The organism is Streptococcus pseudopneumoniae (assembly GCF_001072375.1).
GTDB lineage: Bacteria > Bacillota > Bacilli > Lactobacillales > Streptococcaceae > Streptococcus > Streptococcus pseudopneumoniae_L.
Genome location: NZ_JVKV01000071.1, coordinates 1 through 19,544, shown reverse-complemented (window position 1 = coordinate 19,544; position 19,544 = coordinate 1). Strand labels below are relative to the sequence as shown.

General features: G+C 38.9%; 21 protein-coding genes. 9 read left to right on the top strand and 12 right to left on the bottom strand.

Features of this window, described 5'->3' with window-relative positions; all coding sequences use genetic code 11:
• Positions 1-90 (top strand): LPXTG cell wall anchor domain-containing protein (locus tag ADH31_RS10370; RefSeq protein ID WP_049509551.1); only part of this gene is annotated, 90 nt, incomplete at its 5' end.
• Positions 91-288: 198 nt separating this feature from the next.
• Here the strand turns inward: ADH31_RS10370 and ADH31_RS05960 are convergent.
• The 4 genes from ADH31_RS05960 to nrdH all read right to left on the bottom strand — a co-directional run bounded on the left by ADH31_RS05960 (position 289) and on the right by nrdH (position 4,769).
• Positions 289-1,056, bottom strand: a complete 768-nt coding sequence (locus ADH31_RS05960; RefSeq protein ID WP_049509550.1) for a DeoR/GlpR family DNA-binding transcription regulator — start codon at positions 1,054-1,056, stop codon at positions 289-291.
• A gap of 127 nt (positions 1,057-1,183) precedes the next feature.
• Complete coding sequence (nrdF, locus tag ADH31_RS05955) at positions 1,184-2,146, bottom strand: class 1b ribonucleoside-diphosphate reductase subunit beta (RefSeq protein ID WP_000861167.1); 963 nt, start codon at positions 2,144-2,146, stop codon at positions 1,184-1,186.
• A gap of 176 nt (positions 2,147-2,322) precedes the next feature.
• Positions 2,323-4,482, bottom strand: coding sequence for a class 1b ribonucleoside-diphosphate reductase subunit alpha (gene nrdE / locus ADH31_RS05950; protein ID WP_049509548.1), 2,160 nt, complete (start codon positions 4,480-4,482; stop codon positions 2,323-2,325).
• Positions 4,483-4,550: 68 nt separating this feature from the next.
• Positions 4,551-4,769 (bottom strand): glutaredoxin-like protein NrdH, encoded by a 219-nt coding sequence (gene nrdH, locus ADH31_RS05945; protein WP_049509546.1) that lies wholly within the window; start codon positions 4,767-4,769, stop codon positions 4,551-4,553.
• A gap of 363 nt (positions 4,770-5,132) precedes the next feature.
• Here nrdH and ADH31_RS05940 point away from each other — a divergent pair, with 363 nt between their 5' ends.
• The 3 genes from ADH31_RS05940 (at position 5,133) to udk (ending at position 7,897) form a co-directional block, all read left to right on the top strand.
• The gene (locus tag ADH31_RS05940) at positions 5,133-5,396 is read left to right on the top strand and encodes a phosphocarrier protein HPr (RefSeq protein ID WP_000146952.1); all 264 of its coding nucleotides are present in this window, start codon (positions 5,133-5,135) and stop codon (positions 5,394-5,396) included.
• A gap of 4 nt (positions 5,397-5,400) precedes the next feature.
• On the top strand, positions 5,401-7,134 hold the full coding sequence (gene ptsP, locus ADH31_RS05935; RefSeq protein WP_025171271.1) for a phosphoenolpyruvate--protein phosphotransferase: 1,734 nt from the start codon (positions 5,401-5,403) through the stop codon (positions 7,132-7,134).
• 124 nt (positions 7,135-7,258) lie between these two features.
• Entirely contained in the window at positions 7,259-7,897 is a 639-nt protein-coding gene (udk, locus tag ADH31_RS05930; protein ID WP_007555045.1) for a uridine kinase, read from the top strand.
• Between the two features lie 192 nt (positions 7,898-8,089).
• On the opposite strand, the gene ADH31_RS05925 is transcribed toward udk, so the two are convergent.
• From ADH31_RS05925 to ADH31_RS05915, 3 genes are read right to left on the bottom strand one after another with little or no spacing between them, the layout of a single operon-like run.
• A complete protein-coding gene (locus ADH31_RS05925; RefSeq protein ID WP_001042711.1) occupies positions 8,090-8,653 on the bottom strand; it encodes an ECF transporter S component in 564 nt (187 codons plus the stop codon).
• Positions 8,637-9,188: a phosphopantothenoylcysteine decarboxylase gene (coaC, locus tag ADH31_RS05920; RefSeq protein WP_049509542.1), complete on the bottom strand. Its 552-nt coding sequence runs from the start codon at positions 9,186-9,188 to the stop codon at positions 8,637-8,639. Before coaC ends, ADH31_RS05925 begins: the two co-directional genes overlap by 17 nt.
• An 11-nt stretch (positions 9,189-9,199) precedes the next feature.
• Positions 9,200-9,889 (bottom strand): phosphopantothenate--cysteine ligase, encoded by a 690-nt coding sequence (locus ADH31_RS05915; protein ID WP_049509540.1) that lies wholly within the window; start codon positions 9,887-9,889, stop codon positions 9,200-9,202.
• A 232-nt stretch (positions 9,890-10,121) separates the two neighbouring features.
• Between ADH31_RS05915 and ADH31_RS05910 the strand changes: the two genes are divergently transcribed.
• Positions 10,122-11,792 carry a formate--tetrahydrofolate ligase gene (locus ADH31_RS05910; RefSeq protein ID WP_049509539.1) on the top strand — a complete coding sequence of 557 codons (1,671 nt, stop codon included), beginning with the start codon at positions 10,122-10,124 and terminating at the stop codon, positions 11,790-11,792.
• A gap of 90 nt (positions 11,793-11,882) precedes the next feature.
• On the opposite strand, the gene lysS is transcribed toward ADH31_RS05910, so the two are convergent.
• The 5 genes from lysS to ADH31_RS05885 form a co-directional block, all read right to left on the bottom strand.
• The gene (gene lysS, locus ADH31_RS05905; RefSeq protein WP_049509537.1) at positions 11,883-13,373 is read right to left on the bottom strand and encodes a lysine--tRNA ligase; all 1,491 of its coding nucleotides are present in this window, start codon (positions 13,371-13,373) and stop codon (positions 11,883-11,885) included.
• 140 nt (positions 13,374-13,513) lie between these two features.
• Positions 13,514-14,134 carry a histidine phosphatase family protein gene (locus tag ADH31_RS05900; RefSeq protein WP_049509535.1) on the bottom strand — a complete coding sequence of 207 codons (621 nt, stop codon included), beginning with the start codon at positions 14,132-14,134 and terminating at the stop codon, positions 13,514-13,516.
• Entirely contained in the window at positions 14,131-14,616 is a 486-nt protein-coding gene (locus ADH31_RS05895; RefSeq protein ID WP_049509533.1) for an aminoacyl-tRNA deacylase, read from the bottom strand. The genes ADH31_RS05900 and ADH31_RS05895 overlap by 4 nt, the downstream gene beginning before the upstream one ends.
• Positions 14,616-15,458, bottom strand: a complete 843-nt coding sequence (locus ADH31_RS05890) for a DUF368 domain-containing protein (RefSeq protein WP_000954130.1) — start codon at positions 15,456-15,458, stop codon at positions 14,616-14,618. Before ADH31_RS05890 ends, ADH31_RS05895 begins: the two co-directional genes overlap by 1 nt.
• A 109-nt stretch (positions 15,459-15,567) precedes the next feature.
• The gene (locus ADH31_RS05885; protein WP_049509531.1) at positions 15,568-16,368 is read right to left on the bottom strand and encodes a glycoside hydrolase family 25 protein; all 801 of its coding nucleotides are present in this window, start codon (positions 16,366-16,368) and stop codon (positions 15,568-15,570) included.
• A gap of 156 nt (positions 16,369-16,524) precedes the next feature.
• Between ADH31_RS05885 and glmU the strand changes: the two genes are divergently transcribed.
• From glmU to ADH31_RS05865, 4 genes are read left to right on the top strand one after another with little or no spacing between them, the layout of a single operon-like run.
• Entirely contained in the window at positions 16,525-17,904 is a 1,380-nt protein-coding gene (gene glmU, locus ADH31_RS05880; RefSeq protein WP_049509529.1) for a bifunctional UDP-N-acetylglucosamine diphosphorylase/glucosamine-1-phosphate N-acetyltransferase GlmU, read from the top strand.
• Positions 17,905-17,913: 9 nt separating this feature from the next.
• Positions 17,914-18,477, top strand: a complete 564-nt coding sequence (locus ADH31_RS05875) for an NUDIX hydrolase (RefSeq protein ID WP_049509527.1) — start codon at positions 17,914-17,916, stop codon at positions 18,475-18,477.
• Positions 18,470-18,781: a cell wall synthase accessory phosphoprotein MacP gene (gene macP, locus ADH31_RS05870; RefSeq protein WP_000517859.1), complete on the top strand. Its 312-nt coding sequence runs from the start codon at positions 18,470-18,472 to the stop codon at positions 18,779-18,781. Before ADH31_RS05875 ends, macP begins: the two co-directional genes overlap by 8 nt.
• A 10-nt stretch (positions 18,782-18,791) precedes the next feature.
• A complete protein-coding gene (locus tag ADH31_RS05865) occupies positions 18,792-19,487 on the top strand; it encodes a 5'-methylthioadenosine/adenosylhomocysteine nucleosidase (protein WP_049509525.1) in 696 nt (231 codons plus the stop codon).
• Positions 19,488-19,544 lie beyond the last annotated feature (57 nt).

Genomic DNA, 19,544 nt, shown 5'->3' with positions numbered 1-19,544 from the left:
TCAGCTGCAAATGCTCTCCTTGGAGTTGTAGCAGGTCTAACTGGGTTAGGATTAGTGGCTAAACGTCGTAAGCGTGATGATGAAGAATAAATCTTCTAACGATTCTATTAGTTGATTATTCCAATCAAAAAACCTGAAAGGTATATCTTTCAGGTTTTTTTAGTTCTATAATATTTGTGTTTGGTAAATATCTATAAACATTTCGGGAACTTTTTATAATTTTTGCAAAATAAAAAACTAGCCATGGAATTAGTAGTAGCTACTAAATTCTATGACTAGTTGTAAAGTTTAAGGTTTAGACTTGATAATTTTAGTTTGTTTAGATAGGGATAGGAGTGTTTCGTCACTTAATTTAGAATCAGTGATAATAGTATCGATATCTGAAATGTTGTAAAATGTAAAGAAATCAAACTTATCAAATTTGCTATGGTCAGCTAGGAGATACTTTTTATTGGCATTTTCCAGTGCTAATTTCTGAGATTCCCCTTCGTCTTCACTAAAAGTAGCGATAGCATGGTCCTTGATACCATTACAACTAACGAAGGCTTTTGAAAATTGCAAACTGGCAATATCTTGGAGGGTTAGAGTGCCTACAAATGCTCCAGTAATTGAACGATAATTACCACCGATTAGAATGAGATCAGTTAACTTACGCTCGTTTAGAATGAGAAATACAGGTAAACTATTAGTAACAACACGAATGTTATCGATAGAAAGCTCACGCGCAAAGAACTCTAAGGTAGTACCTGGACCAATGAAAATAGTTTCTCTTTCTTCAACTAAGTGACCTGCATAGCGAGCAATTTCTTGTTTTTCTGCTGTTTGTAGCCCTTGTTTTTCAACGTTAGAACGCTCATTATTTAATAAGGAACCTGTTCGAAGTTTTTCAGCACCGCCATGAACTCGAACCAGCAAATCCTTATCTGCTAGCTCTTGTAAATATCGTCTAGCTGTCATATCGGAAATATCAAGGCGATTCATAATCTCTTTAACAGTGATAGTTCCTTTTGTATTAACAATTTCTAAAATAGTATCTAATTTTTCTTGCTTCAGCATTGAACCACCCCCAAATCTAATATTATTTTATCATATTTTAAACAGCTAAGCAACTTAAAGAAAACAAAAATAAACAAAAAAAAACATCTAGTTTGTAAATAAACTTAGATGTTTTTTAGGTTAGGTATTAATTTAGTCCATAGTTATAGTCATCATCCTGCATAGCTTCAACTTCGCCAAGTAGATAACCATTACCAACTTGAGAGAAGAAGTCGTGGTTTGATGTACCAGTTGAAATCCCGTTCATAACGATCGGGTTGACATCGTCAGCTGAATCAGGGAAGAGAGGATCTTGCCCCAAGTTCATAAGAGCTTTATTTGCATTATAGCGAAGGAAGGTTTTAACCTCTTCGGTCCATCCGACTTCGTCATAGAGGCTCTCTGTATAGCCTTCTTCATTCTCATAAAGAGTATAGAGAAGGTCGTACATCCATTCTTTGAGTTCTTCTTGCTCTTCTTCAGGCAATTCATTGAAACCGAGTTGGAATTTATAACCGATGTAGGTTCCATGAACTGATTCATCACGAATAATCAATTTGATAATTTCTGCCACGTTGGCCAACTTGTTGTTTCCAAGATAGTAGAGTGGTGTGAAGAAACCAGAGTAGAAAAGGAAGGTTTCAAGGAAAACACTAGCTACTTTCTTTTCTAGTGGAGTTCCGTTTAGATAGATTTCATTGATAATTTCAGCTTTTTTCTGAAGATATGGATTGGTGTTGGTCCATTCGAAAATCTCTTCGATTTCTGACTTAGTATTCAAGGTAGAAAAGATAGAAGAGTAAGACTTAGCATGAACAGATTCCATAAATTGGATATTGTTAAAAACAGCTTCCTCGTGAGGCGTACGAATATCAGCACGAAGGGCTTGAACACCAGTTTCTGATTGCATGGTATCAAGAAGGGTTAAACCTCCAAAAACTTTACCAACAAGGTCTTTTTCCTTGTTAGAAAGCTTTCTCCAGTCGTCTAGGTCATTTGACAAGGGGATACGCGTATCGAGCCAAAACTGCTCAGTCAGCTTTTCCCAGGTTGATTTGTCAATGACATCTTCGATGGCATTCCAGTTAATGGCTTTGTAGTAAGTTTTCATTTGAAATCTCTTTCTGTGTGTAGTAATGCGATAACATAATCATTCTTATTTTATCATAATTCTATGCTATAATCGAACAAAAAGTCGGTAGCCCGACTTTTATGTTCTTACATGATTCTATCAGCAAAATACGTTTCGTTTAATGGATTAAGTAAATGTTTTTTTTGAGAGTTGAATTAAATCACACAGCTCTCGCATTGGTTAGCACCGACTTCTCCACCATCATCTGTAAAGGTACGGACGTAGTAGATAGACTTGATACCTTTATTGAAGGCATAGTTACGAAGGATAGACAAGTCACGTGTCGTTTGTTTGTTTTCTTTCTTCCATTCGTAAAGGCCCGTTGGAATATCACTACGCATGAAAAGTGTGAGTGAAAGTCCTTGGTCCACGTGCTCAGTCGCAGCAGCATAAACATCAATGACCTTACGCATATCCATGTCATAAGCAGAAGTGTAGTAAGGAATTGTTTCTGTTGACAAACCAGCAGCAGGATAGTAGATCTTACCAATTTTCTTCTCTTGACGTTCTTCGATACGTTGCGTAATTGGGTGAATAGAAGCAGAAACATCGTTGATGTAGCTAATAGAACCATTTGGCGCTACAGCAAGGCGGTTTTGGTGGTAAAGTCCATCTGCTTTAACTTTATCACGAAGTTCAGCCCAGTCAGCAGCAGTAGGAATAAAGATATCTTTGAAGAGCTCTTTAACACGGTCTGATTTTGGAAGGAATTCGCCAGTTAAATACTTATCAAAATAGCTTCCGTTAGCATAGTCTGATTTGTCAAAGTTGTGGAAGGTAACACCACGTTCACGTGCGATATTGTTTGACTCAACCAAAGTCCAGTAGTTCATAAGCATAAAGTAGATGCTTGTAAATTCAACAGACTCAGGTGATCCGTATTCGATCAATTGTTGAGCAAGATAGCTGTGAAGTCCCATAGCTCCAAGTCCAAATGTATGAGCTTGGCTGTTTCCGTGGTCGATAGTAGGAACAGCGACGATGTGTGAACTATCTGTAACGAAAGTAAGGGCACGAACCATAGCACGGATGGAGCGACCAAAGTCAGGTGAAGTCATCATGTTGACCACGTTTGTTGAACCAAGGTTACATGAGACATCAGTACCCATTTTTAGGAATTCTTGAGCATCGTTGATAAGACTTGGTTCTTGGACTTGAAGAATCTCTGAACACAAGTTGCTCATGATAATCTTACCATCAACTGGATTTGCACGGTTAGCAGTATCAATGTTAACGACATAAGGATAGCCAGATTCCTGTTGCAATTTAGAAATTTCAGTTTCCAAATCACGCGCCTTGATTTTTGTCTTACGGATATTTGGATTTGCAACTAATTCATCGTATTTTTCTGTGATGTCGATGTAGTTGAAAGGTACGCCATACTCTTTTTCTACAGAATATGGGCTAAATAAGTACATTTCTTCATTTTTACGTGCTAATTCGTAGAATTTATCTGGAACCACAACACCAAGTGAAAGGGTCTTGACACGCACTTTTTCATCGGCGTTTTCCTTCTTAGTTGAAAGGAAGGCGATGATATCTGGGTGGAAGACATTGAGGTAAACAACCCCAGCACCTTGACGTTGACCGAGTTGGTTAGAGTAAGAGAAGCTGTCTTCGAAAAGCTTCATAACTGGTACGACACCAGAAGCAGCACCCTCATAGCCTTTGATAGGAGCTCCAGCTTCACGAAGGTTGCTGAGGGAAATTCCTACGCCACCACCGATACGTGAAAGTTGAAGAGCTGAGTTGATAGAACGTCCGATAGAGTTCATATCATCTGTTACCTGGATCAAGAAGCAAGATACCAACTCACCACGACGAGCACGACCTGCGTTCAAGAAAGAAGGAGTAGCAGGTTGATAACGTTGGTGGATGATTTCGTTGGCAATATCAATAGCAATCGCTTCATCACCATCCGCGAAGTAAAGGGCATTAAAGAAGACACGGTCTTCCATGCTTTCAAGGTAGTATTCTCCGTCATTAGTTTTCAGAGCATACTGATTATAGAATTTATAGGCAGCCATGAAAGACTTAAATTGGAAGTTTTGATCCATGATAAATTGGTGTAGTTCTTCCAAAAATTCTGGACGGTATTTCTTGATAAATGCTGTCTCAATGTAGTTATGCTCAATGAGGAAGTTGATTTTATCCGCAATTGAGTTAAAAACCATTGTATTTGGTACAACATTTTCTTTAAAGAAGGCTTCTAAAGCTTCCTTGTCTTTGTGAAGCATAATTTGTCCATTAACAGGACGGTTAATTTCATTATTAAGACGGAAGTAAGTCACATCTTCAAGTTGTTTTAATCCCATAAAAATTCCTTTATCTAATTACAAAAGAAAGGCTTCTAAGGTAGACATAGAAGCTTTTGTCCTGATTCTTAAGCAAGTTGTTTGAGTTTACTTGGTTGGAAACCAGAGAAAACTTCTGTTGGTGTCTGAATAATAGGAGCAGCACTAAAGCCAAGCTCTTTTACTTGATCAATGTATTCAGGTTGTTCATCAAGATTGATTTCTTTATATTCAACATTATTACTGTCTAAAAAACGTTTCGTCATTTTACATTGGACACAGTTGTTTTTAGAATATACGGTTACCATTTCTGTAACTCCTCTTTAAAATTTTATTACTTTCTTAGTATATCAGAAAAAAAAACTTTGTCAACTTTCTAAAACTAAATCTTGTGTACTTATTTTACCTATTTTACTAACAAACACAATATATAGTGTAGTATTGAGAAACAACGACAGAAAAAGCAATGATTTCATTATAGGTGTCTCGACAAAAACTACATACTGTGTTTTGCTAAACTTAATAGAAGATTTTCAGCAAGTTATCTGAAAGGAAATTGAAGAAAGTCCATAAAATACTTGAAAAATATCAATGAAGGTGATATAATACTAAATTGTAAGGGTTATCAGATATGTAACTCAACAAGAAAACTATTAAAGGAGAGTCAAACTATGGCTTCTAAAGATTTCCACGTAGTGGCAGAAACAGGTATTCACGCACGTCCAGCAACATTGTTGGTACAAACTGCTAGCAAATTTGCTTCAGATATCACTCTTGAGTATAAAGGTAAATCAGTTAACCTTAAATCTATCATGGGTGTAATGAGCCTTGGTGTTGGTCAAGGTGCTGACGTTACAATCACTGCTGAAGGTGCAGACGCTGATGACGCTATCGCTGCAATCTCAGAAACAATGGAAAAAGAAGGATTGGCATAAGGAAATGACAGAAATGCTTAAAGGAATCGCAGCATCTGATGGTGTTGCAGTTGCAAAAGCATATCTACTCGTTCAACCGGATTTATCATTCGAGACTGTTACAGTCGAAGATACAAATGCAGAAGAGGCTCGTTTGGATGTTGCTCTTGAAGCTTCTCAAAACGAGCTTTCTCTTATCCGCGAGAAGGCTGTAGGTACGCTTGGTGAAGAAGCGGCACAAGTATTTGACGCTCATTTGATGGTTCTTGCTGACCCTGAATTGATTGGTCAAATCAAAGAAACTATCCGTGCTAAGAAAGTGAATGCAGAAGCAGGTCTGAAAGAAGTTACAGATATGTTTATCACAATCTTTGAAGGCATGGAAGACAACCCATACATGCAAGAACGTGCAGCGGATATCCGCGACGTAACAAAACGTGTATTGGCTAATCTCCTTGGTAAAAAATTGCCAAACCCAGCTTCTATCAATGAAGAAGTGATCGTGATTGCTCACGACTTGACTCCATCTGATACAGCTCAATTGGACAAAAACTTTGTAAAAGCTTTTGTAACAAACATTGGTGGTCGTACAAGTCACTCAGCTATCATGGCTCGTACACTTGAAATCGCTGCAGTTTTGGGTACAAACAACATCACTGAAATCGTTAAAGATGGTGACCTACTTGCCGTTAATGGTATTACAGGTGAAGTGATTATCAACCCTACTGAAGAACAAGCAGCTGAATTTAAAGCAGCTGGTGAAGCTTACGCTCAACAAAAAGCTGAGTGGGCACTCTTGAAAGATGCTCAAACAGTTACTGCTGACGGTAAACACTTCGAATTGGCAGCAAACATTGGTACTCCAAAAGACGTTGAAGGTGTTAATGACAATGGTGCAGAAGCTGTCGGTCTTTACCGTACAGAGTTCTTGTACATGGATTCTCAAGACTTCCCAACTGAAGACGAGCAGTACGAAGCATACAAGGCTGTTCTGGAAGGAATGAACGGTAAACCAGTTGTTGTCCGTACAATGGATATCGGTGGTGACAAGGAACTTCCTTACTTCGATATGCCACATGAAATGAACCCATTCCTTGGATTCCGTGCTCTTCGTATTTCTATCTCTGAAACAGGAGATGCAATGTTCCGCACTCAAATCCGTGCTCTTCTTCGTGCTTCTGTACACGGTCAATTGCGTATCATGTTCCCGATGGTTGCGCTTTTGAAAGAATTCCGTGCAGCTAAAGCAGTCTTCGATGAAGAAAAAGCTAACCTTCTTGCTGAAGGTGTTGCAGTTGCGGATGACATCCAAGTTGGTATCATGATCGAAATTCCTGCAGCAGCTATGCTCGCAGACCAATTTGCAAAAGAAGTTGATTTCTTCTCAATTGGTACAAACGATTTGATCCAATACACAATGGCGGCAGACCGTATGAACGAACAAGTTTCATACCTTTACCAACCATACAACCCATCAATCCTTCGTTTGATCAATAACGTTATCAAAGCAGCTCACGCTGAAGGTAAATGGGCTGGTATGTGTGGTGAAATGGCTGGTGACCAAACAGCTGTTCCACTTCTTGTCGGAATGGGCTTGGATGAGTTCTCTATGTCAGCAACATCTGTACTTCGTACACGTAGCTTGATGAAGAAACTCGACACTGCTAAAATGCAAGAATACGCTAACCGTGCTCTTACTGAATGTTCAACAATGGAAGAAGTTCTTGAACTTTCTAAAGAATACGTTAACTTCGATTAATCAATTACAAATCCTTGTAGCTTCTAGCTATGAGGATTTTTTCTTCTATTTTGTAGAAAACTCCATCTGTAAAATTTATCAAAAATATGGTAAAATAGACAAGGGAAAAAACAAGGAGGCTACAATGCAAAATAGACCAATCATTATCGGAGTAACAGGTGGATCTGGAGGAGGAAAGACAAGCGTATCTAAAGCAATCTTGTCGCATTTTCCAAATGAAAAAATCTCTATGATTGAGCATGATTCCTACTATAAAGATCAATCTCATCTAACCTTTGAAGAGCGTATTAAGACCAACTATGACCATCCTTTTGCTTTTGATACTGATTTGATGATTGAGCAAATCAAAGAGTTGTTGGCAGGTCGTCCAGTTGATATTCCTACCTATGATTATGCTGCCCATACCAGAAGTTCTAAAACTTATCGTCAAGAACCTCAGGATGTCTTTATCGTAGAAGGAATCTTGGTTTTGGAGGACAAACGACTTCGTGATTTGATGGATATCAAGATTTTCGTAGATACAGATGATGATGTTCGTATCATTCGCCGTATTAAACGTGATATGGAAGAACGTGGTCGTAGCCTGGATAGCGTTATTGACCAGTATCTTGGTGTGGTAAAACCCATGTATCATCAATTTATTGAGCCAACAAAGCGTTATGCAGATATCGTTATTCCAGAAGGAGTAACCAACACAGTAGCTATTGATTTGCTGACAACAAAGATTGAAAAGATTTTAGAAGAAGCACGTCTAGCCCAATAATAAGTCGATAAAAGGCTGTGGGAAAGTAATTATTTTTCCAAGATTGAAGCCTTTTCCCATATCAGTAAGTCTTTACAATCATGCTTTTAGATAGTCTCGTCAAAGGGACTTTTAGAAGTCTGTAATCTTAATTAAATACAAAGTCAGTTACTTAGGGCAAATAAAAATCGAGGCCGGGATTTTCCCGACCTCTTATTTTTTGATTTTTTCAAGTCTCGGAACAATAACTAGGGTCAGTATTGCTGAGATTATGAGTTCTGCGATAGAATTTGTTGAGATAACAGTAGCTAATAGTTTCTGGATATTTCCATCAAAAACATTTCCAAAGAGGAAGAAGATACCGCCTAGTACAAATACAGTGTTGGTAAGTGAACCCAGTGCTCCAGCGAAGATAAGCCCCGCCTTGTTTTTGAGGAGTTTATAGACAAAGTATGGAGTTAAACCAATAAGAATGCGTGGTACAATCGCAATAACAAGGGAGTAGATGTTACCGTTTGGTACAAATGGAGAGAAAAGGTAGCTGGTTGGGAGAATCGTGATTGTATTGACTGTCAAGCTAATCATTCCCATCAAGAAACCTAAGATGGCCCCAATCCGTGGTCCGTAGATGATACTAGCAATGATGACTGGAATATGGACAATGGTCGGTTTAATTGGAAATGGCAAGACATTAAAGACAATAGAGCTCAGCAGATGAATGACGATCATGCTGGCAAAAAAGATAGCAATTGGAGCAATATTAGAGCGTTTGTTCATGAAGTTTTTCCTTTATCTGTTGTAAAATAGTATCAAGATCAGCAAGAGCACCCCGTCCTACATCGCCACAGGCCAGTAGCGAATCTTTAGGAGAAATAATTGTATAACCATAATCTTCTAAAGTTTTAAGATTAGCTTGGGTCGCAGGATGATCATACATCTTTGTGTTCATAGCTGGAGCTAATAGTTTGGGTACAAAGTGTGGCAAAGCAAGAGCAGTAGCAGTCACCATATTATCAGCCAAACCGTGCGCGACTTTCGCAATCGTATTAGCGGTTGCAGGGGCAAGGATAAACAAGTCTGTTTCTTTTCCTAGCTCGATATGATTGACTTTATCAGGATAAGGTTCCTGCATAAGATCGAGATGTACGGTATTTTGAGATAAGACTTGAAGGGTTAAAGGTTGAATAAAGGCAGTCGCAGCCTGGGTCATGAGTACAGTAACAGAATGTCCCTGTTTCTTCAAGTTATTAACCAAATCAGCAGCCTTGTAAGAGGCGATAGAGCCTGTAACAGCGAGTGTAATACGAGCCATAACTTTCCTTTCTAACGATCAAATCCTTGAATTCTTTCCACTAACAAGTCAGCAATTTCTTGTTTGCTAGCAGCAATCTGATAATCTTTTTCCTCTACTAGATAAGCCAGGTGTTGATCAGCATTAATCTGAGTGAGGTCATTAGCGACAATCAAATCAGCTTGATTCTTTTCAAGACTTTCTCTAGCAATTTGAATCAGATACTCCTTAGTAACATCGACAAGGAGTTTAAAGCCAATGAGATGGATACTTGGATTCCATTCTTTAACAAGAGAGATGATCTTTGGATTTTTCTTGAGAAATAGGACTTGCACCTCATCCTTTGAGGAGATCTTCGTTTCCATATTTTTCTTATGTAAAAACTCACTTAAATCTTGGCTCGCTTGAACTTGGTCAAGACCTGTCATGTAAACTGGGCTGTAGTCAGAAACAGCCATTGAATGGATCAAGACTTGATAATCAGGGACAATCCGTTTCATCTCTTGGAGTAAATCGGAAGTGTTTTTGATTTCAATCATAGTCAAATTCGGGTGTAGTTCTGGTTTTAGTGCTTGTCGCGTAGTAATTAGACAAACTTGGTGACCAGCTTTTAGTAAAGTCTCAGTTATTACTTTACCAAGTCTACCAGTAGAGTGATTGGTAACGGAGCGAACTTGATCTATTGCTTCGCTTGTACCACCAGATGTAACTAAAATTTTCATAGAACTATTGTACAAAAAAATGAGCAGTAAGTAAAATGAAAGCGATAAAATATTATGTGAAATCCTAACTTTAATCTATAGTTAAAATCTATAAAGGCATATAAAAATTTAAATAGTAGCCGATAAATCCTTTGAGGACGCTATATTTACGAACGTTATAAAGCTTTATGTCTGTTAAAAATCTTGTTTTGTGTTATAATGAATTAACACATTTGAGGTAGAGGAGTTTGTTATGAAAACAGATATTGAAATTGCACAGAGTATCGAGTTAAAACCAATCGTTGATGTTGTAGAGAAACTTGGTATCTCTTACGATGATTTGGAGTTGTACGGAAAATATAAGGCTAAACTAAGCTTTGATAAGATTCGTGAAGTTGAAAGCAATCCAGTTGGTAAATTGATCCTGGTTACAGCTATCAACCCAACACCTGCTGGTGAAGGAAAGTCAACTATTACCATCGGACTTGCTGATGCTTTGAATAAGATTGGTAAGAAAACGATGATTGCTATCCGCGAACCTTCTCTTGGTCCTGTAATGGGAATTAAAGGAGGTGCAGCTGGTGGTGGTTATGCTCAAGTACTACCAATGGAAGATATCAACCTTCACTTTACTGGAGATATGCACGCTATTACAACTGCAAATAATGCTCTCTCTGCCTTGATTGACAATCACTTGCACCAAGGAAATGAGCTAGGAATTGACCAACGTCGTATTCTCTGGAAACGTGTTGTTGACTTAAACGACCGTGCTCTTCGTCATGTAACTGTTGGACTCGGTGGTCCTCTTAATGGTATTCCTCGCGAAGATGGATTTGATATCACTGTAGCTTCAGAAATCATGGCTATCCTTTGCTTGGCAACTGACATTGAAGATTTGAAACGTCGTTTGGCAAATATCGTCATCGGTTACCGTTATGACCGTACACCTGTTTCAGTGGGTGATCTACAGGTTGAAGGTGCCTTAGCATTGATTTTGAAGGATGCTATCAAACCTAACTTGGTTCAAACAATTTATGGAACACCTGCCTTTGTACATGGTGGACCATTTGCCAATATCGCCCATGGCTGTAACTCAGTTTTGGCAACGAAAACGGCTCTACGTTTAGCAGATTACACAGTGACAGAAGCTGGCTTTGGTGCAGACCTTGGTGCAGAGAAGTTCCTGGATATCAAGACTCCAAACTTGCCAACAGCTCCAAGTGCAGTAGTCATTGTAGCGACTCTTCGTGCCCTTAAAATGAATGGTGGAGTTGCTAAAGATGCTCTGACAGAAGAGAATGTAGAAGCTGTTCGTGCAGGATTTGCAAACTTGAAACGTCATGTTGAGAATATCCGTAAGTTCGGTATTCCAGCAGTTGTTGCTATTAACGAGTTCGTATCTGATACAGAAGCTGAAATCGCAGCTTTGAAAGAACTTTGTGCTTCAATCGATGTTCCAGTTGAATTAGCAAGCGTATGGGCCGATGGAGCAGAAGGTGGAGTAGCTCTAGCTGAAACTCTCGTCAAAACGATTGACGAAAACCCAGCTAACTATGCACGTTTGTATGACAATGACCTTTCAGTACAAGAGAAGATTGAAAAGATTGTCACTGAAATCTATCGTGGAAGCAAAGTAAACTTCGAGAAGAAAGCTCAAACTCAAATCGCAGAAATCGTACAAAATGGTTGGGACAAATTGCCAATCTGTATGGCTAAAACTCAATACAGTTTCTCAGATAATCCAAATGCTCTTGGAGCCCCTGAAAACTTTGAAATTACTATTCGTGAGTTAGTACCAAAATTGGGTGCAGGCTTTATCGTTGCTCTTACTGGTGACGTTATGACCATGCCTGGACTTCCAAAACGCCCAGCAGCTCTCAACATGGATGTTGAAAGTGATGGTACAGTTCTAGGTTTATTCTAATAAGAAAATTTAAAGACAAGCTCAACATTGAGTTTGTCTTTTTTGGGATTACTAAAAAATCTCCTAGAAAGTAACTAGGAGATTTGTATTTTATTTCATAGTTGGGAAGAGCAATACATCACGGATAGTAGTTGTATCAGTGAGGAGCATGCAGAGACGGTCGATACCGATTCCCAAACCACCTGTTGGTGGCATACCGTATTCAAGTGCTTCGATGTAGTCGTAATCAATGCCTGTTGCTTCGTCGTCACCAAGCTCTTTGGCTTTGGCTTGAGCTTCGAAACGGCTAAGCTGGTCGATTGGGTCGTTGAGCTCAGTAAAGGCATTTCCGTATTCTTTAGTCATGATGAAGAGCTCGAAGCGGTCTGTAAAGCGCTCATCTTCTGGATTTTTCTTAGCAAGTGGTGATACAGCTACTGGGTGACCATAGACAAAGGTAGGTTGAATCAATGTTTCTTCAACAAATTCTTCAAAGAAAGCATTGATGATATGACCAACTTCAGTGTAGTGTTTTTCAACTGGAACTTTCTTCTCAGCTGCGATTGCCTTAGCTTCTTCGAAAGTCATATCTTTCCAGAAATCAACACCTGTAATTTCTTTGATTGCATCAACCATGTGTACACGTTTAAATGGTTCGTTGATTTTGATTTCAGTTCCTTGGTAGTTGACTGGGCCGTCGCCTTTGACTGATTTAGCAGCGTGTTGGATAATGCCTTCAGTTAAGTCCATAATGTCTTGGAAGTCTGCATAAGCTTGGTAAACTTCGATAGAAGTGAACTCAGGGTTGTGGGTAGCGTCCATTCCTTCGTTACGGAAGATACGGCCAATCTCATAAACACGTTCCATACCACCGACGATAAGACGTTTCAAGTGAAGCTCAGTCGCGATACGAAGCACCATATCAATGTTTTGTGCATTGTGGTGAGTGATAAAAGGACGAGCAGCAGCACCACCAGCTTCGTTATGAAGAACAGGTGTTTCCACTTCAAGGAAGCCTTTTTGGTCAAGGTAACGACGGATTTCAGAGATGATTTTTGAGCGAGTAACAAAGCGTTCAAAGCTTTCACGGTTTGAAATCAAATCAAGGTAACGTTTACGATAGATTGTTTCAACGTCTGTTAAACCGTGGAATTTCTCAGGCAATGGACGAAGGGCTTTGGACAAGTGAGTGATATGTGTAGCCTTGATAGAGAGTTCTCCCATATCTGTACGCATCACTTCACCTTCAACACCAAGGAAGTCACCGAGGTCAGCCTTTTTAAAGATTTCGTAGTTTTCTTCACCAACAGCGTCTTTACGAACATAGATTTGAATTTGACCTTCGCGGTCTTGAAGGTGGGCAAATCCAACTTTACCTTTACCACGCTTTGTTACCAAACGTCCAGCGATAGTAGCAGTCTCGTTTAAATCGTGTAGTTGTTCTTTGTCAAGGTCAGCATATTTATCTTTTAATTCTTGTGAGTTAGCAGTGCGTTCAAATCGTTTACCGAATGGATCGATTCCTTGTTCGCGGAGCGCAGCCATTTTTTCACGGCGAACGATCTGCTGGTCATTTAGTTCTTCCATATGTTCTGTTGACATTTTTTCCTCCTAGTTTTTACTCAATTCTTGATACGATGAGTCTTTTTTGCGATACTCCCATTTTATCATAAAAGTCAAATAAATTCACGGATATTCTACAAAATCTAAAAAGAACTTAACAGCGATTGTTAAGTTCAGTTCTAATTTTGATAAGAAGTGTCGTTCCAGACTAAGAGGTTAAAGTTTTTAAAGTCTTTGGTTTCGAGAATTGTAACACTGGCATTTGCTAGACCCCCATCTTTTCTAAGTAGCGGAGTATCATATCCTAGAAGAGTTCGAATACTGGCTGTGAGATTGGCTCCGTGACCAACAATCATGACATGTTCAAAAGGTTTGGACTCTAATGATTTGACAAATTGAGTGGTACGCTGAGTTGTTTGATAGACAGACTCTGCACCAAACAAAGTCGAATCAAACTTAGCTAGATTGGTACGAAAAGCTTTTAATTGCTCGGGATAGATGGCTTCTAAGGTTGCAAATTTTGCTCCTTCAAGTTTCCCGAGTTGCCACTCTCTTAGAGAGGCTATTTCTACTAAAGGACAGCTGTCTTTCAGTTGACTTTGGATAATTTGAGCAGAAGTTTTAGCCCGAGGAAGATCACTAGAATAAATCACATCAAATGGAGTTTCTTGGAGATATTGGCCTAATTTTTTTAAGGTTTCAATGGATTCCTCAAGGAGTGGAGAGTCCCCGCTTGCTCCTTGAAAACGTCCCTCAAGATTCCAAAGTGTTTTACCGTGACGAATAAAATAGAATTTCATGTGTTACTTGCCTCCAAGATATCTGCAAATTCAGCTTTAACAAAGGTTGCTAGATCTTGAGGGTTGATAATGATACTATGACCTACTTCCCCTGCGGAAACAATCATTTCCTCCAGTTTAATAGCAGTTTGATCGATAAAGATAGGATAGTTATGTTTTTGACGAATCCCAACTGGATTATTGGCGCCGTGGATATAGCCTGTTGTTTTTTCTAGGTCTTTTTGTGGAATCATGCTGACTTTCTTATTACCAGAAATCTTAGCCAGTTTCTTTTCAGAAAGATGTTCAGTGATAGGAAGGATGCCGATAATGGGTCCAGTCTTATCTCCCAGAAGTGCTAGAGTCTTAAAAATCTGATTCTTTTCATAACCTTGAGGCATCTCACCTTCCAGGGCATTAATTTGAATACCTGTATGGTTTATTCCTGCCTTGGTTAAAATTTGTTGGACCAAGGTTTTCTTGACTTTTACTTTTTTTCCCATTATTTATACTTATCCTCCAATTGACTCATCCAGATTCCCAACCAAATCCCTAGGGCAAAGAAGAAAGCAATCAGTACATATGAAACTAGTGACAAACCACTGTAACTGATACTTTCAGCATTACCAGCGTTTGGAATAAGGATCAAGAGTGTACTTGATAGTACGATTCCAATGATAAAATGATACACACGTGAGTGATAAAGGCGAAGAGCATAGTCCATGAATTTAGAGAAAATAATCAGAGTGATAAGAAGTCCGATCCCAATTGGTAAGAAGGTTCCAAACAAATCAAAAGTCTTGAACCCTGTTAACATAGGGCCATAAAGGCCAAGAATCAAGAGAAGATTGGAAGGACTAAGCCCAGGAACCAAAATCCCAAGAGCCAATAAACAACCAGCCAGTGTAAAGTTAAGGAAGCTTGCAGATAGAGAACCAACTACAAAATTCAAGGCATAGAGGGCGATTCCTGAGATGATGAAGGTTGCCCAAAACCATATGTGGTCAACCTTGTCTCTATCAGAGTCACGAGTTGATTCTTTGACAAGACTTGGGATGGTACCAATGATAGCTCCAGCAAAACTCCACAATACATACACTTGATAATTCTCTAAAAGATACTCGATTGGATAGGAGAAAAGTCCGATACCTAGAAGCATTCCAATGCCGACAGGAAGGAAAAAGAGTACATCTTCTTTTAAATTCTTAAAAGGATGGGCAAGAAATCGAATCATTCTCTCATAAATTCCCAAGATAGCGGCAAGAACGCCACCAGAAATCCCTGGTAGAATGAAACCTAGGGCAATTACAATTCCCTTAATAATTTTTGATAACCATGATAACATAGAGGTCCTCCGAGATTCATATTCTAAATAGATAAAACAGTGATTTAATACTGAAAAATAAAGAAAAGCAAGCAGAAAGCAATGTCTGACTTGCTTATTGTGATAGTGATTAAGGATTTAAAAACAATTTTCTAAAGGTTTCTTCCTTGTTCTTTGATGAAGAAATAAGGTTCAAATCGAGGTGATGTTCAAATCCACCAAGATTTCCATGTGAAGTGTATTGGTGAAGGTCATAGCTAAGATCTGTTTTTGGAGCACTTTCATAGTAACCTGAGTTGGTTCCATAGGAAGGTATCCAGATAACTGAATAATTTTCAACGCTGATACTATGTTCCTCCATAAAGTAAACACCAACATAGATACCGATATTTTTTGCACCCAATGAAGCTAATTTAGCACGAAAGGCCTCAACACCCTGGTTCATGTCAGACATAGTCTTTTCTTCAACATCTAACCAATAGTAGCTCGGGTTGTAAGGGGAAGCAGCGTTATAAAAGGCTTCAGCAGCTTTTTCCATTTCTTCGACATTTTTTCCAGCTACATAGGCATAAACAGCGACTGGAACATTTCGTTTTTGAAATTCTGTGATATGTTCTTTATAAGCCTTATCAACACCATTTTTGAATGAAGCGTCATTTTCAACAGAAACTTGAGCTCCACTATGAACCCGAACGATTGCACCTGAAATATTTTGAGTTAAGGTGTCATAATTGATCTCTGATGGTCTTTGCCAGCCAGAAACATCAATAATCGGCTTGTTGATATTATGTAAAGCTTGAGTTTCTACTTGAACTGGATTTTGCTTTGTTTTGACTGGATGGTCTTCAAACTTGGGTCTATTGATAATTAAAATACCCACGAGAGTAGCTAATACAGTAAAAATAAAAACAGGATTTATTTTCTTTCTCATACTTTTATAGTGTATCGTAAATGGTGAAAAAAATCAAAAAAAAATACTCGAAATCATCTAGAGAATGCGATGTTTTAAAGCATTTGCCCTCTTTTGTGTTTGAAAAAGCAAATTTATGATATAATATAAGGGAATTTCTATAGAAAAGAGAAAAATATGGCAAATTATGCAGTTATTTTAGCAGCGGGTAAAGGTACTCGTATGAAATCAGATCTACCAAAAGTCATGCACAAGGTTGCAGGAATTTCAATGCTTGAGCATGTTTTTCGTAGTGTAGGGGCCATCAATCCTGAAAAAACAGTTACGGTTGTGGGTCATAAGGCAGAACTTGTGGAGCAAGTTTTAGCTGGTCAAACTGATTTTGTAAGACAGTCTGAGCAATTAGGAACTGGTCATGCGGTTATGATGGCTGAGCCAATTCTTGAAGGACTTTCTGGACAAACATTGGTTATTGCTGGTGATACACCACTCATTACTGGTGAAAGTCTAAAGAACTTGATTGATTTCCACGTTAATCACAAGAACGTAGCTACAATCCTAACTGCAGAAGCTGAAGATCCATTTGGTTATGGGCGTATTGTTCGTAACGAGAATGCTGAAGTGCTTCGTATCGTGGAGCAGAAGGATGCGACTGATTTTGAAAAACAAATCAAGGAAATCAATACAGGAACCTATGTCTTTGATAATGCTCGTCTCTTTGAAGCTTTGAAGAATATCAACACCAACAATTCCCAAGGCGAATACTACATTACTGATGTCATCGGCATTTTCCGTGAAGCTGGAGAAAAAGTCGGAGCCTATACTCTGAAAGACTTTGATGAAAGTCTCGGAGTTAATGACCGTGTTGCCCTTGCGACAGCTGAAGGCATCATGCGTCGTCGCATTAATCAAGCACATATGGTCAATGGAGTTAGTTTTGTGAATCCTGAAGCTACTTACATTGACATCGATGTTGAAATTGCTCCAGAAGTTAAAATTGAAGCGAATGTAACCCTCAAAGGTTCTAGTAAGATTGGTGCAGGAACTGTTTTGACTAATGGAACTTATATTGTTGATAGTACAGTAGGTTCTAGTGTTGTAATTACCAACTCGATGATTGAAGAAAGCACGGTTGCTGATGGTGTAACAGTTGGACCTTATGCTCATATCCGTCCAGGCTCAAGCCTTGCAAAAGATGTACATATCGGGAACTTTGTTGAAGTCAAAGGTTCAAGCATCGGTGAAAATACTAAAGCTGGTCATTTAACTTACATTGGAAACTGTGAAGTTGGTAGTGATGTCAACTTCGGTGCAGGAACCATTACTGTAAATTACGATGGTCAACACAAGTTTAAAACAACTATTGGTAACAATGTTTTCGTTGGTTCAAATTCAACCATCATTGCTCCAGTAGAGCTTGGAGATAATTCTCTTGTTGGAGCAGGTTCAACCATTACTAAGGATGTTCCAGCTGATGCCATTGCTATTGGACGAGGTCGCCAAATTAATAAGGACGAATATGCAACTCGCCTCCCTCATCATCCTAACAATAAATAGGAGCTAACGATGGAATTTGAAGAAAAGACGCTTAGTCGTAAAGAAATTTATAAAGGACCTATTTTTCAGCTAGTTCAAGATCAGGTTGTACTACCTTCTGGAAAAGGTACTGCGCAACGTGATTTGATTTTCCACAATGGGGCAGTTTGTGTCCTTGCAGTCACTCCAGAAAATAAGATTGTTCTTGTTAAACAATATCGCAAGGCAATTGAAAAAGTCTCTGTTGAAATTCCTGCAGGTAAGCTTGAAGTAGGTGAAAATGCAGATCCAGAAGCTGCAGCACTTCGTGAATTAGAAGAAGAAGCAGCCTATACTGGTAAATTAAGCCTTCTCTATGATTTTTACTCTGCGATTGGATTTTGTAACGAGCGCTTAAAACTTTACTTGGCAAGTGATTTGACAAAAGTTGAAAATCCTCGTCCTCAGGATGAAGATGAGACTTTAGAGTTACTTGAAGTCAGTCTTGACCAAGCTAAAGAACTGATCCAGTCAGGTGATATTTGTGATGCCAAGACTATCATGGCTATTCAGTACTGGGAATTACAAAAAAATAGTGGAGGAACCCATGGGTAAACCTTTATTGACAGATGAAATGATTGAACGTGCCAATCGAGGAGAGGACATCTCAGGGCCTCCCTTGCTAGATGATGAGGAAACTAAGATTTTACCGACTTCTTCTCAAAATTTTGGCTATTCGCGAACCAAAGATCATGGTTTTAGCCAGGATACACTGACCATCGAAGTTGAACCTTCTATTCACAAAAGTCGTCGGATTGAAAATACTAAGAGAAATGTCTTTAATTCTAAATTAAACAAGATTCTTTTTGCAGTTATTTTTCTCTTGATTTTGTTAATTCTAGCAATGAGATTTATTTAAGGGGTCTATCATGAAAATTGGAATTATTGCAGCTATGCCAGAAGAGCTAGTTTACTTGATTCAACACTTGGACGAAGCCAGTGAAGAAAAGGTTCTGGGACATAGCTATCATACTGGTAAGATTGGTTCTGTTGAGCTCGTACTTGTAGAGAGTGGTATTGGTAAAGTCATGTCTGCGATGAGTGTCGCTATCTTAGCGAATCACTTTCAAGTCGATGCAGTGATTAATACTGGTTCTGCTGGTGCAGTGGCAAGTGGAATCGCAGTAGGGGATGTAGTGATTGCAGACAAGCTTGCCTACCACGATGTTGATGTGACTGCCTTTGGCTATGATTACGGTCAAATGGCTCAACAGCCTCTCTATTTTGAATCAGACAAAAAGTTTATCAGCTTGATTCAAGAGAGTTTGTCTAAACTGGACCAAACTTGGCATTTAGGTTTGATTGCGACAGGTGACAGTTTTGTTGCTGGAGAAGATAAAATCAAAGCGATAAAAGAACATTTCCCTCAAGTTCTTGCTGTAGAGATGGAAGGAGCAGCTATTGCTCAAGCAGCTCATGCTTTGAACCTTCCTTTCTTAGTCGTTCGTGCCATGAGTGACAATGCAAACCATGAAGCATCCGTTTCCTTTGATGAATTTATCGTAGAAGCAGGACGTCGTTCTGCCCAGGCCCTAATGACGCTTTTGCAGTCTATAAAGGATTAATAGAAGAATTACTGAGAGTGGGACAGAAATCGGTAATTCGTTAGAATTCGATTTCGT